At 50.1% G+C, this 14238-nt stretch carries 16 protein-coding genes; 6 read left to right on the top strand and 10 right to left on the bottom strand.

The window, feature by feature from the left end; genetic code table 11:
• Nucleotides 1-8 precede the first annotated feature (8 nt).
• From ACGHTT_RS19330 to ACGHTT_RS19320, 3 genes are all read left to right on the top strand, one after another.
• Nucleotides 9-395, top strand: a complete 387-nt coding sequence (locus ACGHTT_RS19330) for a DUF423 domain-containing protein (RefSeq protein ID WP_390592646.1) — start codon at nucleotides 9-11, stop codon at nucleotides 393-395.
• Between the two features lie 120 nt (nucleotides 396-515).
• Nucleotides 516-1148, top strand: a complete 633-nt coding sequence (gene trmB / locus ACGHTT_RS19325) for a tRNA (guanosine(46)-N7)-methyltransferase TrmB (protein ID WP_390595088.1) — start codon at nucleotides 516-518, stop codon at nucleotides 1146-1148.
• Between the two features lie 350 nt (nucleotides 1149-1498).
• Nucleotides 1499-2617, top strand: a complete 1119-nt coding sequence (locus ACGHTT_RS19320) for an outer membrane beta-barrel protein (protein WP_390592645.1) — start codon at nucleotides 1499-1501, stop codon at nucleotides 2615-2617.
• A gap of 51 nt (nucleotides 2618-2668) precedes the next feature.
• Here ACGHTT_RS19320 and ACGHTT_RS19315 read toward each other — a convergent pair whose 3' ends face one another.
• From ACGHTT_RS19315 to ACGHTT_RS19305, 3 genes are all read right to left on the bottom strand, one after another.
• Nucleotides 2669-3526, bottom strand: a complete 858-nt coding sequence (locus tag ACGHTT_RS19315) for a universal stress protein (protein WP_390592644.1) — start codon at nucleotides 3524-3526, stop codon at nucleotides 2669-2671.
• A 124-nt stretch (nucleotides 3527-3650) separates the two neighbouring features.
• Nucleotides 3651-5603: an autotransporter domain-containing protein gene (locus tag ACGHTT_RS19310; protein WP_390592643.1), complete on the bottom strand. Its 1953-nt coding sequence runs from the start codon at nucleotides 5601-5603 to the stop codon at nucleotides 3651-3653.
• Between the two features lie 232 nt (nucleotides 5604-5835).
• Entirely contained in the window at nucleotides 5836-7725 is a 1890-nt protein-coding gene (locus tag ACGHTT_RS19305; protein ID WP_390592642.1) for an ATP-binding cassette domain-containing protein, read from the bottom strand.
• Nucleotides 7726-7770: 45 nt separating this feature from the next.
• On the opposite strand from ACGHTT_RS19305, the gene ACGHTT_RS19300 reads away from it, so the two are divergent.
• Nucleotides 7771-8256 carry a TIGR02444 family protein gene (locus ACGHTT_RS19300; RefSeq protein ID WP_390592641.1) on the top strand — a complete coding sequence of 162 codons (486 nt, stop codon included), beginning with the start codon at nucleotides 7771-7773 and terminating at the stop codon, nucleotides 8254-8256.
• Between the two features lie 72 nt (nucleotides 8257-8328).
• Nucleotides 8329-9066 (top strand): FKBP-type peptidyl-prolyl cis-trans isomerase, encoded by a 738-nt coding sequence (locus ACGHTT_RS19295; protein WP_390592640.1) that lies wholly within the window; start codon nucleotides 8329-8331, stop codon nucleotides 9064-9066.
• 65 nt (nucleotides 9067-9131) lie between these two features.
• Here ACGHTT_RS19295 and ACGHTT_RS19290 read toward each other — a convergent pair whose 3' ends face one another.
• From ACGHTT_RS19290 to ACGHTT_RS19270, 5 genes are all read right to left on the bottom strand, one after another.
• Nucleotides 9132-10106, bottom strand: coding sequence for a WD40 repeat domain-containing protein (locus ACGHTT_RS19290; RefSeq protein WP_390592639.1), 975 nt, complete (start codon nucleotides 10104-10106; stop codon nucleotides 9132-9134).
• A gap of 102 nt (nucleotides 10107-10208) precedes the next feature.
• Nucleotides 10209-10670 carry a sigma D regulator gene (rsd, locus tag ACGHTT_RS19285; protein WP_390592638.1) on the bottom strand — a complete coding sequence of 154 codons (462 nt, stop codon included), beginning with the start codon at nucleotides 10668-10670 and terminating at the stop codon, nucleotides 10209-10211.
• Nucleotides 10671-10790: 120 nt separating this feature from the next.
• Nucleotides 10791-11480 carry an LrgB family protein gene (locus ACGHTT_RS19280; RefSeq protein ID WP_390592637.1) on the bottom strand — a complete coding sequence of 230 codons (690 nt, stop codon included), beginning with the start codon at nucleotides 11478-11480 and terminating at the stop codon, nucleotides 10791-10793.
• Nucleotides 11473-11832, bottom strand: a complete 360-nt coding sequence (locus ACGHTT_RS19275) for a CidA/LrgA family protein (protein ID WP_390592636.1) — start codon at nucleotides 11830-11832, stop codon at nucleotides 11473-11475. Before ACGHTT_RS19275 ends, ACGHTT_RS19280 begins: the two co-directional genes overlap by 8 nt.
• Nucleotides 11829-12317 carry a disulfide bond formation protein B gene (locus tag ACGHTT_RS19270; RefSeq protein WP_390592635.1) on the bottom strand — a complete coding sequence of 163 codons (489 nt, stop codon included), beginning with the start codon at nucleotides 12315-12317 and terminating at the stop codon, nucleotides 11829-11831. Before ACGHTT_RS19270 ends, ACGHTT_RS19275 begins: the two co-directional genes overlap by 4 nt.
• 124 nt (nucleotides 12318-12441) lie before the next feature.
• On the opposite strand from ACGHTT_RS19270, the gene ACGHTT_RS19265 reads away from it, so the two are divergent.
• Entirely contained in the window at nucleotides 12442-12876 is a 435-nt protein-coding gene (locus ACGHTT_RS19265) for a flagellar basal body-associated FliL family protein (RefSeq protein ID WP_390592634.1), read from the top strand.
• A gap of 95 nt (nucleotides 12877-12971) precedes the next feature.
• Here the strand turns inward: ACGHTT_RS19265 and ACGHTT_RS19260 are convergent, their stop codons facing one another.
• Both ACGHTT_RS19260 and lepB read right to left on the bottom strand, forming a co-directional pair.
• Nucleotides 12972-13454, bottom strand: a complete 483-nt coding sequence (locus tag ACGHTT_RS19260) for a GNAT family N-acetyltransferase (protein ID WP_390592633.1) — start codon at nucleotides 13452-13454, stop codon at nucleotides 12972-12974.
• Between the two features lie 38 nt (nucleotides 13455-13492).
• Complete coding sequence (gene lepB / locus ACGHTT_RS19255; RefSeq protein WP_390592632.1) at nucleotides 13493-14146, bottom strand: signal peptidase I; 654 nt, start codon at nucleotides 14144-14146, stop codon at nucleotides 13493-13495.
• Nucleotides 14147-14238 lie beyond the last annotated feature (92 nt).

Genomic DNA, 14238 nt, shown 5'->3' with positions numbered 1-14238 from the left:
TGTTTGCAATGCCCATTAAAAACTTACTAATCCTCGCCGCTTGCACGGGTGCTTTAGCCATTGCGTTAGGTGCCTTTGGTGCTCACGGGCTTAAGTCAATTCTCAGTCCCGACGCTTTGGCGACCTGGCAGACCGCCGTTTTCTACCACCTGGTACACAGTGTGTTATTGATTGGCATTTGTCTGCGCTTACTGGTGGATGACGCGCGTCGGCTATTTATCGCCGCCTATAGCCTGTGCGGTGGTATTTTGCTCTTCTCTGGCTCGCTTTATATTTTAGCCCTAGGTGGGCCACGGTTGTTCGGCCCGGTAACGCCAATAGGTGGCGTTCTCTTAATAGTTGGCTGGTTGAGCATTGCCGCTTATGCGCTTCGCCTCCCCGCCCCTGATCGGTGAATTATGGAATCCACATCTCCCAACACTCCATTGCCCGGCATTGCGGACGAGCACGGTTTTACCCCAAGACCTGAGTTCAAAAAGAAATCCATTCGTAGCTATGTGATTCGCGCTGGCAGAATGACTCCGGCCCAGCATCGCGCCTTTGAACAGCAGTGGTCGCGCTATGGATTAAGCTTATTCTCCGGCCAAATTGATCCTGCGCAATTGTTCGGCCGCACAGCGCCATTGGTTTTAGAAGTTGGGTTTGGCATGGGGGCATCCTTACTGGCCATGGCAAAGGCCGAACCCGAAAAAGATTTTATCGGCATTGAAGTGCATCCGCCGGGCGTTGGGCGCTTGCTCAACGACGCCGCAGAGGCAGGCATTACTAATCTCCGTGTGTATATGGCCGATGCTAACGATGTCTTGGAAGACTGTATTCCAAATGAGGTGTTGAGCCGATTTCAGCTGTATTTTCCCGATCCTTGGCATAAAAAAAAGCATCAAAAGCGGCGCATTGCTCAACCTGCATTTGTGGCTCAAGTTAGAACCAAGTTGAAACTTAGTGGTGTGCTGCACATGGCAACCGATTGGCAAGATTATGCCGATCACATGATGGAGGTGCTGTCTTCGGCACCAGGTTTTGATAATCAGGCGGGCGAGTACATTTTCTCGGCTAAACCCAGTTATCGGCCCAACACCAAGTTTGAGCAACGCGGTGAGCGACTCGGGCATGGTGTTTGGGATTTATTGTTTGAAAAAAAAGTTTGAAAAAACATTCTCGTCCCTTGCATTTCCAAACTGGCTTGCCCACAATCGCGCCAAATACGGCCAACTCGCCCAAAGTTGGCTGTTCAGCATAGCGATACATAGAAGGGGTGAATTTAAGGTACGTAGGTGCCTTATGTAAGTTAGCGTGTTTATTAAAAAGCTGTACCTATTCTACTTTGACATTTTAGATGTCTTTCTTTTGAAAGCGCATGAAGACGCTTTTCCAATAGCAAAATCTCATACTAATTCATTAATTGCGCCCGTGTTGCGCGATCCTAACTGAACGACTAAAGTCCAGCGCAAGCTGATTTTGTTGAGAGCATACGAGTGAAATTTAAAGGAGAAACTCTATGAAAAACGTATTAATGATGTTGCCACTAGCACTAGCCATTGGCGCTACCACCCAGGCTCAAGCTGATCAATCGGGCTTAGAGCTGACTGCTGGTTGGAATCACACCAATTGGGACAAAGATCGCGGAATAAAAGATTCTACTGGTTGGTTGGGTGGTTTGGGTTACCGCATCAATGATAGCTGGGGAATCGAAGGTTTCTACATAGAAAACGACAGCTCGGTTCAATCTACATTAGATACGTTGGAAACGAGGCAGCTGCATTTCGATGCGCTTTATCATTTCAATACCGATACCAATGTTCAGCCATTCTTTCTCTTTGGTGCCGGCAAAAACGACTACAAACTGCTGGGCGCTAAGGATGATGAAAGCACCTTTAACTTGGGCGCGGGCATTAAATTTTTCTTGACTGATAATTTCATTTTACGCGGTGATATGCGCGGCATTCGAGGTTCTGAAAATGGCGATATCGACCTAGGTACCAATGTTGCACTATCTTACTTTTTTGGCGATCGTGGCGGCAAGTCAGCGCCTGTGGTTGCCGCTGTAGCTGCGCCTAGCGATGCTGATAATGATGGCGTAATTGATACCAAAGATGCCTGCCCACAAACACCCGCTGGCGTTAAGGTAGACGCTAGAGGTTGTGCATTAGATTCAGATAAAGATGGCGTAGCCGATCATAAAGACCAGTGCCCAAATACCGAAGCTGGTTTAAAAGTTGATGAGGTGGGATGTGCTATTTCATTAACAGAAGCGGTAGCCATTAAACTGAATGTAACCTTTGATAATAATGCTGCCGTTGTTAAGCCAGCATTTTTTAGCGAGATTGGTGCCGTTGCTACTTTCATGAAAAGCTACAAAGATTCTGTGGTTGAAGTACAAGGCTACACCGATTCACGTGGATCTGAAGCCTACAATCAAACCCTATCGCAGAAGCGTGCAAATGCTGTTCGCGATGTATTGGTTCAAGAGTATGGCGTAGCTGCTGAGCGCGTAACGGCAAAAGGTTACGGTGAGGCCAACCCGATTGCGGATAATGAAACTGCGGAAGGCCGCGAAGCGAATCGTCGTGTTGTGGCTTCAGTACAATCCCAAAAAACCACGAAAGTAAAAAAGTAATCTAGCTTTTGTGTGAAAAGCGAGCCCAAGGGCTCGCTTTTTTTTGCGTTTCTAGCCGACAACCATGACATCGGTTTCGACTTTATCTAAAATTTTCTCCGCCGTATTCCCGACTAATGTTGCTTGTACACCGGCCCTCGCAGCTGTACCAATAACGAGTAAGTCGGCATGTAGCTCTTGGGTGAGATCGGTAATAACGGCCTTGGCTTTCCCCTCGCGCAAATGCATATTGGCAGAGGGAATGCCAAATCGCTCGGCGGCAAGTTGTTGATCCGGTGCTTCGCTGTGTTCTAGCAAATGAAATAATTTTACAAAATTCGGTGTTTTTTCGATGGCAGAGACAAGGTGCAGCTCGAAGCCAGTAGCTTTTGCTAAACGTTGAGCTTGGGTAAGAATTCGATTGTTGAGCACATCGTGTTCTGGCTCGTGCTCGTTTAGGCTTACCGCTGCTAAAATAATGCTGTTTTGCCAAGCTTCGTCAGATTTTACCAATAGAACTGGGCAGGGTGCTGCGCGCATTAGATAGAAATCTGATGTGTGTTTAAACTTTCTACTCAGGGCGCTGTGCTGAAAGCTGGACTTCACAATTAAGGTGGCATCGACGCGCCCTGCAGCCTGTGCAACCATCATCTCCCATCGTTGATTCCATACGACCTCACAGCTTACTTCTAGGCCCTGATTTTTTATCGGTTGAGCAAGCTCTTGCAGCCAGTCTTTGGTTTCTTGGACTTGGGAGTGTTTTGCATCCTTTCTTGAGCTGTATTCCAATAGTTCGTCTTCGCTCAAATAGGTACAGCAAAATAAGTGCAGGCTAGCGTTAATTTCCAGTGCTAATTTAACCGCGCGACCTAATGCCATTTGATCATCGGTTAACGGGTCTATAACCACTAATAGCTTATTGCCAGCCATATTTTTATCCCTCGAGGTAAGTTTCATTGGTCAATAACATACCATAGTCAAGCGTTCGCTTAAGTGTATTGATTTGAAACAAAAACGGCACCAGAAGGTGCCGTTTTTGGTAAAGGTGTAGAGCTTAGAAGTTGTAACTTACACCTAAGCCAAGCAGGTCGGTTTTGTTGTCGCCGCTTTCAGAGGCCCAACTCGCGGTAATAGCAGCGCTGGGGGTGAGGAAGTAGCTAGCGGTTAAATTGCCATGCCAGCTTTGACCTTTGTCTTGGCTGTAACCAGGTAATTCATAAGCATTGAGATCCAACGTTTGGCTCGCCATAGTAACGCCATAGTCCTCGCCCTTGAGCTCTGAGCGGATGCCCCACTCGGAGGTAACCACCAAGGCATCCCCCGCGGCACGCCAGTGCACGAAAAAGCCCACATCGGCGCTGGTTGAGGTATGTTTCTGATCACCAAAACGCAGAGACGTGGTTAGCCCCGATGCCTCGTCATAACCGTCAACATTGATTTCTCGGTGTACGAATTCGACTTTGGGGCCGTAGTCCCAATTACTGTGAGGCGAAATGCTGTAACCGTATTCAGCTGCCAGGGTTAAGGAGTCGCCCTTGGTCTTTCCGGTTTCAGTGCGCGCGGTGATGCCGAGCGGAACAACGCGATTTAAGTCGCTGTAATCCTGCTCGCCATAACCGATGCTGGCGTTAAACCAGTGGGCGCCCGAGGTATAACCGGTAAATAAGGTGATCGACTGGCTGCTGGCGTCATAGGAGGAGGCTGAGTCGTCGAAGCCCAAATCACCGCTATCGCTAGCAAAACCTAAGCCGATACTTAACAGATCGCTAAGGCTGTATTGAATGCCAAGTAGCGCGTTATTCGATTCCGCGTCTGCGTCGAGATAGTTGTTGCGAATTCCTGTCTCAACGGCACTACCGCGGGCAAACACTTGAAATTGACCTTCGCTAGCGCGTTTGCTGGCTAAGTTAGATTGCATTTGTTGGCGCAGCTGAGCTTGGCTGGCGTCTAACAAGCTGGCCCCTAGTACCGGCAGTAAGCCGACTTCTTGTGGCGCTTGTACCAAACTAAACATGTAATCGGCGATAATTTGCTGGGCTGCTGCGGTGGGATGGACACCGTCGTTAAATAGCAGCTTGCTAGGATCCCGGTTATTCGCTTGATTTATGCCGTACACGGGGTTTTCAAAGCAACTACCGCCGCTGCCGTCGTAACAGGTAGCGGCAAGTGCTGTTGCATCGTTGATGAAGCCGTATTGACTCGGGTTAGTCATGATCTCGGCCACCAAGCCGCGCGCGTCAACGCCAATGATATTGGCTGCCGAGTCTTTTAGGCCAGCTAACAAAGTGGTGTTGTAAAGTGCGCTCAAAGGACTCCACAAAGGTTGTGCGCCTGAGCCAATGCCGGCGGGCGTGCTGCCTACATCGGGTAAATTAGACACCATTATGTACTTGGCGCCAGCGGAATCCAGCGCGGTTATACCTTCAACGAGAGTGTTTGCTGCTGTGATGATTTTTGTAGCGTTAGTGGGGTCCGTTGGATTGCTAATAGCCAATACGTCGTTGCCGCCGCCGTTGACGTAATACAGTGTTGATGCCTTGGCAGTGCCAAATTCCGCGAGATAGCCATCGCGAATCTTTGCTGGACCAGCGGCAGGGTTGTAAACCGTTGAGCCATCTGCATCGGTGATGGAGGCTTTAATTTGCGCTGAGGTATAGCCACCCACGGCATAGTTGGTCCCCGCTGGGTAACCGGTGACGGGGCTAGGCAAGTAAGGCGTTGACGCCGCCAGGTAGCCAAGACCCAGTTGCTGGCTGAAGCGCTGTACGCCGACTAAGTCAGTCATGCTGCCGTTGCCATCGAGGCGATTAGTAAAGCGCAAGCCACTCGCGGGAACGCCCAGAGTTGGGTGAATTGGGCCCCCTGCATCTGGAAATTGTCCCGAGTCGGAGAGGCTGTCACCAAAAACAACGAGCTCGTTGAACGGAGATTGGGCTTGCGTGCAAGCTGATGCCAGCAACAAAGCAGCTGCTAGTGGTTTGAGAGATGCAGATATACGTATGCTCATAATGTCTTTCCGTGATCATTGCAGTGTTTATTATTGTTAGCTTTTCTGTCTAAACAGATCGCTAGTATCATTGCTGCGTAAAACGTAGGTGTTGAAATAGATCAGTAATTATTGTTGTAGTGAACTGATACGGAAGAGATAGTAGAGTGGATCTTCGCTCGAAGCTATAACAGTCTATGACTCTTGAGTCATGAATTTTTCGTTGGTTATGAAGATATTTTTGGTAAAAAAACTACACGCTGGCTTGTTCCAGAGCCTCACTGATTTCGAGCCATTGTAATTCCGCATTTTCAAGCGTGCTTTTTAGTTCGCCCTGTTCTTTGAGGAGTTTTTGCATTTTCTCTTTATTTTCACTGAGGTATAAATCCGCATCGCCCATAAGGGTTTCAACGTCCGTTAGCCGAGCCTGTAGTTTTTCCATTTCTTGCTCAACTTTCTTAAGTTTTTGCGTCAGGGGCTTAAGTTTTTCGCGCTGCGCCGCCGCCTGCTGGCGCTGAACTTTTCGGTCAATTTTTAGGTCGCTGTCTTCATTCGCTTGTTGTGCTCGTGTCGACAGGCTGGTTTGTAAGGTAATTTGTGCCCATTGATGGTAGGCGTCTAGGTCGCCATCAAAAATTTCAACTCGGCCTTGATGCACTAACCAAAATTCTTCCACGGTGTTGCGCAGTAAGTGCCGATCGTGCGACACCACTACTACTGCGCCCTCGAACGCTTGCAGGGCCACGGTAAGTGCATGGCGCATTTCTAAATCGAGATGGTTGGTGGGTTCATCCAGCAACAGTAAATTAGGCTTTTGCCACGCGATGATGGCCAGTGCTAAACGGGCTTTTTCGCCGCCGGAAAAAGGCCGCACAGTGGCTAAAGCTAGATCGCCATGAAAGCCAAAGCCACCTAAAAAGTTGCGAATTTCTTGCTCGCTGGCCGTCGGTGACAAACGCTGCAAATGCAATGCTGGTGTTGCATCCAAATCTAATGCCTGTAGTTGATGTTGAGCAAAATAGCCAATGCGCAAGTGCTCGCCGGCAATGCGGTCGCCGCTGGTTGGCGTTAACTCTTCCGTCAGCGCTTTAACTAGGGTGGATTTACCCGCGCCATTAAAACCGAGCAAGCCAATTCTGGCGCCGGGTAGTAAGGCTAAATTTAAGTTTTGAAATATTGTTCGGCCGGCATAACCAATCGTGGCCTGCTGTAAACCAACCAAGGGTGTACTGACTTTTTCGAAACACGGAATGTCAAAGTGAAACGGCGAGTCGATATGCGCTGGGGCTATGGTCTCCATGCGCTCAAGTTCTTTCAATCGGCTTTGTGCTTGTTTGGCTTTGGTCGCTTTGGCGCGGAAGCGACGCACGAAGTTTTCAATTTCGGAGATGCGCTCTTGCTGTTTTTCGAAGGCCACTTGTTGCTGCGCAAGTCGTTCAGCTTTTTGCCGCTCGTAGGCTGAATAATTGCCCTGATACAGCACCAGTTTCTGTGATTCAACGTTGACGATTCGATCAATAACCGCGTCGAGAAAATCGCGATCATGCGAGATTAATACCAGGGTGCCGGGGTAGCGTTTGAGCCATTGCTCTAGCCACAAAGTGGTATCTAAATCTAAGTGGTTGGTGGGCTCATCGAGTAGCAAGAGATCGCTCGGACACATAAGTGCCTGCGCGAGGTTCAATCGGATGCGCCAGCCACCGGAAAAATCGCTGACTAATTTAGTTTCGTCACCGGGCGCGAACCCTAAGCCCGATAAAAGTTGTAGCGCTCGGGATTCGGCTGTGTAGCCGTCGATGTGCTCCATATCGGCATAGGCCGTGGCTAATGCCTCGCCTTCGCTGTTTTTTAGCAATGCTTGCAAGCGACGCAACTCGGTGTCGCCATCGAGTACATGATCTAGGGCATTTTGCTGAGTGTTCTCAATTTCTTGCGCCATATGGGCTAGTCGCCACTGGCTGGGCACAAGGCAGTGGCCAGTATCGGCGCCGAGCTTGCCCAGCAGCATTTGGAATAGGCTCGATTTACCACTACCATTGGCGCCAATCAGGCCGACGTGTTGGCCTGGGTGGATGCGAAGGTCTGCGTGGTCGAGCAAAAATTTTTGCCCGCGCTGTAGGCTTACTTGGTTCAATTCAATCATGGCGCGCATTGTAGCAGCGCTGGCAATGGCGACTAGCGAAAAGTGATGATGCAACCAAACTTTATCGATTTTGCGTTGTCTGTATACGCGCAACCTTCAGTGGAGGCCGAGTGCCTGCAATTACAGGATCGCTATCAGGTCAGTGTTACCTTACTGCTTTGTTGTGCTTGGCTCGACTTTCGCGGTGTCGGTGCCAGCCCAGATTCTATTCGTGCGCATGCAGGTGAAATACTTGCGTGGGAGCAAGCTGTGGTATGGCCATTGCGACAGATGCGCAGGCAGTTAAAGCGTGAATCTGAAGCTAATGTCGCTGTTGCCGAGATTCGGACAAAAATTAAGCAAGCTGAGCTGTCCGCCGAATTGGAGGTTATCAAGCGCTTAGGCTTAGTTACATGGATTAGATGCTCAGAGCAGGCCTTGGCCAGTGTGTGTTTGTATTACCAAATACCGAGTGATTGTGACAGCTTCGGTGCTTTACGTGCCAGAATGGCTGAGCTGAAGGCCGATACCTTAACAGGCCAGACTAACTAGGCTAGTATTGGCCGCTCGATTTTTTATTGCCTGACCTACGGTAGGTTCAGGGCCCTCAACCGGAAGATGATAATGATTAAAGTGAAACACAGCCTGGTTTCAGGCATTGCCCTAGCTACCCTGATGCTAGCTGCCTGTGGCGCTGACAAAAAAGCTGAAGAAGCAAAGCTAGATACCCTCGAAGCCAAAATGAGCTATATCTTCGGCGCTAACATGGCGTCTCAGTTCAAGCAGGAAGGTATTACCCTAGATCCAGCAGCCCTGTCATTGGCGGTCGTTGATATTCAAAGCGGCAAGGAAAACCGTATCAGCCAAGAAGAAATGCAACAGGTGATGCAGGAGTTCCAATCCCAAGCACAGGCTAAGCAAGAAGCAAAAATGAAAGAAGTTGGTGCGGTTAACCAGCAGAAAAGCGAAGCGTTTTTAACTGCCAATGGCACCAAAGAAGGCGTACAGACAACAGAGTCAGGCTTACAGTACAAAGTTTTGACCGAAGGTAAAGGCGCACAGCCCACAACGGATGATTCAGTTACCGTGCATTACAAGGGCACGTTAATAGATGGCACCGAATTCGATAGCTCTTACACCCGTGGCGAGCCTGCAACTTTTCCTGTGACCGGTGTTATTCCTGGCTGGACTGAAGCCTTGCAATTGATGAACAAGGGCGCCAAATATGAGTTGTACATCCCGTCTGATCTCGCCTATGGCCCCGGTGGTACTGGTCCAATAGGTCCAAATTCAGCCTTGGTTTTCGAGGTGGAATTGCTAGATATCGTCAAGCCTGAAGCGGCTGCACCAAAGGCTAAGTAAGTTAATTTGCTTGATATGAAAGGGCTGCTTCGGCAGCCTTTTTGCTTTCTGTTAAGGCAGTAATGCTACTTCAAGGTGTGCACAAATCCGTTGGCCGCGACGGCGACGAAATGCTTGTCGGCAAAGGCGACGGCGACAACAGCGGCGCCAGAGGGCTGTAACGTATCGCGCTTGGGTAGGCGCCACTGCTGGGTGAGCGTCATGTTATCGACTTGCCACAGCTGTACGATTTGATCGGGTCGGCCAGTTAATAGCTGCTTGCCATCGGCGGAAAAACGCGCCGCGGTAAAGCGCAGCCCACGCTTGACCATATTGCCCGCTAAAGGCACCTCTCGCAGTGCTTTACCACTGGTGAGATCCCAGATCACCGCCCTATCGTATTTTGCAGCACTGAGTGCTTTGCTGCCGTCGTTGGTGATGGCCACCATTTGTACTTCTTCGGTATGGTTGAAGGTGTGTATGGCGTTGCCGGTGCTCACGTCCCAGACAACAGCGGTGCGATCTTCAGACCCGGTGATGGCGATTTTTCCATCCGCCGATAGGCCCACCTTGCGAACGCGGTTATCGTGTCGAAAGGTGCGCACAATGCCGCCGCGCTTGATATCGAACATCACCGCTGTGCCGTCGACCAGACCCAGCAGTGCGTAATCGCCAGCCGGTGTTAAGGCGATATCGAGCACTTCAGCAGGTGCATTCCAGAAGCGCGCGGCTTGGCCGGTTTCTAAGCTCCAGAATACGATAGTGTGCGTGGTGGCGGTTGCTGCCCAACGACCGTCCGTTGAGAAGGCAGCGCTTTCAATGGTGGAGCGCTCGTCTTTCGCGTGATTCCAGTCGTAAAGCCGCTCATTGTCGGTTAGTCGCCACAGGCTGCCACCCTCAAATATAGAGCCAATAACGGCGTAGTTACCTTGGTCTGAAAGCGCAGCACTTAAGACGCCCTTATTGGCCACTTCGACACTGGCGGTTGGGGTTGGGGTGTTATCACAGGCTAAAAGACTGAGGCAGGCCAAGCTGTAGGCAGCCATCCAATTCCATTTCATAACAAGATCCGAGTGAGGATATAACTGAAACTAAAGATAGTGCAGAAATGAAGGCGCTGCCGTCGATTGACACCTAGGTTGGCGCCAACCGATCAGGGCATACTAGGCGACCAAGTCCTTATGGGCGTCGTGGAGTACAGAAATCATCCGATCTTCGGCTGAAAAGCGCGTTTCTAGCGCATCGCCGAGGGTTGAGAGATCCGCGCGCAATGACGTTAGGTCATCGGTTTCTTGATACTTGTCGTTAAAATCGAGAATCACATCCGTGGTTGGGTCGATCTCGGTATAGAGTCCAGAGGCCTCGTCAATAGCGGCTTGGTCGTCAAATTCGTGGGCTTCTTTCACCAGCTGCTTGTACACCTCAAAGTGCCCAGCAGAGGAGTAATCCACGAGCAGTTGGCAGAGTGTTCGCACCTTGTCGCCGTGCTCCAAGGGTTCAAACTCATCGTGATCAGATAGCTTGCAGTAGAGTACTAATGCATCCTGACGTTCTTGCAGCCAGCGGTCGATAATATCGCTTACACCGCCCCAGCGCTCCTTAGCCGTTTTACAATTATCGAGCATGTGACTACTTCCTCAACTCATCCGATAGGTCTAACGCTCAATGTAGGTGAAAGGCAGAAAGGGGGCAAGACTTAATCAACAGCTAATGGTCGATTAACGGGTAAAAGCGTAGCGCAGCGCTTAAAAGTAGCCGGCTAAAAAAGGCAGCCACAGCGCGGTGAAGGCGCCGGTAAGCCCCATGGCAAGGCTGGCGAAAACACCCACTGTGGCACTCACTTCAAAACCTCTGGCGGTACCCACACCGTGGGCATTGATACCTAGCACTATGCCCTGCCCCCTTGGATCGGTAAGCCCAGTTAGTTTAAACACCATGGGTGAAATAAGTGCACCGATAACACCGGTAAAAATAACCACGCCTGTGGTTAGGCTGGTATTGGCACCAATTGCTTCTGCTATCCCCAGCGCAATGGGTGTGGTTACCGATTTAGGTGCTAGGGCTAATAACAGTTCTGCACCTGCGCCAGCGACGTAGGCAAAGGCTAGGGCCGTGGCACAGGCTATACCACTGCCGAGGGCGATGGTCCCAGTTATGGGTAAAAAAAGGCCCTTGAGTTGGTGAAACTCTCGGTGCAGAGGCAAGGCCAAGCTCACGGTGGCTAGCCCTAGGAGTTGGTAGAACAGCCAATTAGCGTTCTTATAATCGGTGTAATCCACATTTAACAGCTTAAGTGCTAGGGCAATTACTATTGAGCCAGTGAGTAGAGGATGTAGCCAGAGCTTGCGCCCACTGCGTTGATACACCCAGACGCCTATTTGATAGGCGCAAAGTGTTGCGCCTATCATTAACAGCCAATGCAGGCGATCATTCACGAGGCTTGGCTCGCGCACTAAATACCCGGTAGGTAAGGCTGGAAAGCAGCATGGCGACGAAGGTACCGCCGAGCATCGCGGCGACGACCGCGGGCCATTGGGCATTGATATGTTCGGGCAAGAAAAAAAAGCCTACACCGGCGGGCAGGAACAGCAGCGAGAGGTGATTGATGAGCTTATCACTGACTTGCTCCGTGGGTTGCACCAAGGCTTTAGACCAGGGTAACACCCTCAAGCTAACCAGCAATAATAGGAGTCCAATGACCGCGCCGGGTATCGGTAAGTGGAGCCAAAGGGCGAGCAGCTCGCCCAGTATCTGGAAGCCAATAAGAACCAGTAAGCCGATGATCACGCCCTGCGCATACCCTGCCAGGTGCACAATACAATCAAGCCGACGAAGGCAACAAAAGTCCAGGCTGGGATGGACAGGCCAAGAAAGCTCCACACCACATCGGCGCAATTTCCATCGCCTTGAAACAGCAGCGCGAGCGCGTCGAACAAGGGGAAGGTTTCGAACATGTACTCTAAGCCGGGGCCACAAGCCGGCACCTGGTCTTCCGGTAAGTTTTGAATCCACACATGGCGGGCCGAAACACCGGCGCCAATAATGCCAGCAACTACGGCTAAGCCGCTGTAAATCGTATTGCTAAAACCTTTGGAGTTGTGCAAGGCGGCTACCAAGGCAATAAGACCCACCGCAATAACGAAGACCCGCTGGGTCACGCACAGCGGGCAGGGGTGTAAACCCATTTGGTGTTGCATGTACAACGCGATCAAAATAAGGCTGGTGCAACCGGCGAAAATAACAAAATAAGTCTGGCGTAAATTGGGCAACATAAGCACGTCTCAAATCTGAAATTACTGCTGGCGTCACGTTAGGGGAAAAGCGCAAAAGGCACAACTCAATTAGCCCACAAAAGCGATAAAAGGGCTATGCTCAAAGGCCTAGCTTTGGAAATAAATGGTTTTATCTATGTTTGTGCTGCGCACCTTCACCCTGAGTTTACTGCTGGCGCTTACCGTCGCCCTACCCGCCCACGCCGAGGACGATGAAGAGGCTCCGGCTAAGCCTGAAGCACTTTATATCCCACTCTTGCCACCTTTTGTCGTCAACTATGGGGGTGTTGGTCGGTTGCGTTACCTGAAGGCCGAGATGACGGTTAGGGTGCACGACATCAGCGCCGCACAAAGCGTGCGCCATCACATGCCCGCCATTCGCGATAAAATTGTGACCTTACTGAGTAAGCAGGAGGAGCTGGTAATTGATACTCAAGAGGGTAAGGAGCAATTGCGCCAAGATGCGCTAAAAGAAATCCGCCAAGTGATTGAACTAGAGCAGGCCAGCGAAAGTGGCGTGGTCGATCTTTTCTTCGATAACTTTATCGTTCAACGCTAGATCAATCATCTACCGGCGCTAGCTTGCCTAGCGCCCGATCTTTTGTCGCCTTGCCATAGCTGCGCAGATAGGCCGGCAGCTAGCGCGAAAGTTTGCTATCCGATGGCCTTAACCAGCAATGACACCTGTTTGTGCTTGATACCTTGTTGACCGACCCTATTAAAACCTTGTCGCTGATGAAACGACAAAGAGGCTGGGTTGGCAGGTTCGATATCTATTTCCGCCGCCAACCAATGGAGTTTATGTTCCTGTGCCCAGATTTCAATGGCGCTGTAGAAGCGTTGGCCCAAACCCTGTGATCGTGCTTCGGCGGCAATGACAATGCGATCAACATAAAAAAAGGCCTTTAAGCGATCTGAAAACCAGCGATAGTTTTTGCTGTCGTACTGGCTGCCATCGGTAAAGCCGATTAAAAATCCCAGCACACGATTCTCTTGCTCCGCTACCAATATGAGCGATGATTGGTTGCTTAATTGGTCAAAGCGCTGTTGATCCATAGGGCTTAACACGTTCACGGACTGTTCATTCAGACGCAATAATGCGTCTCTATCGCGGACTTCAAATTGTCTGAGAACCATCGTCTTCATTTCCTGACGTTAATCATCTAAGCTTGAATTTACAGCGTTTTTAGAAACCGATCTTGCCTCGGCAAATAATAATTTTGGTAGTCGAAAGACAGCACCACTTGTCGAGTTCGGCCGATAATTTCATGCCTAGGGACAAAACCAATAACCCGTGAGTCGGCGCTATTATCCCGGTTATCACCTAGCGCGAGGAAGCTATCCGTGGGCACCTGAACGGCTGTAAAGCTAGCCAGAGGTGAAGACCTAGGGGCTAACTGAATAAGGTGGGGCTGAGTGGTAAGTGCTTCCTGATAAATGCGGGTCTGCTCAGTTTCATTAGCAAACTGTAACGCAATTTTTTTGCCATTGATAAACAGCTGATTATCTTGCATGGCAATTGTGTCGCCAGGTAGGCCAACCACGCGCTTAACTAAACGCTTATCCGCCGCCTCAGATTCAAACACAATAATATCGCCGCGCTTGGGGTCGCCGAGCTTGATGATTGATATCTGGCTAAACGGTACGCGAATATCGTAGGCCATTTTGTTGACCAGAATGCGATCACCTTCAACGATGGTGGGCAACATAGAACCGGTCGGTACGCTATTCCAGTCGGCAAAGGCGCTACGAAATACAAACATCAATGCAAGAAATAAAATAAGCCCACGGTTTTCGCGCCATTGTCGTTGAATAAAATGGGAAGCCATTGCTTACGCTCCTAAACGTGTTGGATAAAGCAAAATCTATCAAGTTTTTCGGCCTTATTGACGGCTAGGTGCAATAAATGCGTCGAGCGGAA

The organism is Simiduia litorea (assembly GCF_042853465.1).
Taxonomy (GTDB): domain Bacteria; phylum Pseudomonadota; class Gammaproteobacteria; order Pseudomonadales; family Cellvibrionaceae; genus Simiduia; species Simiduia litorea.
Note: the sequence above shows the minus strand (reverse complement) of the source record. Positions and strands in the feature narration are given on the sequence as shown.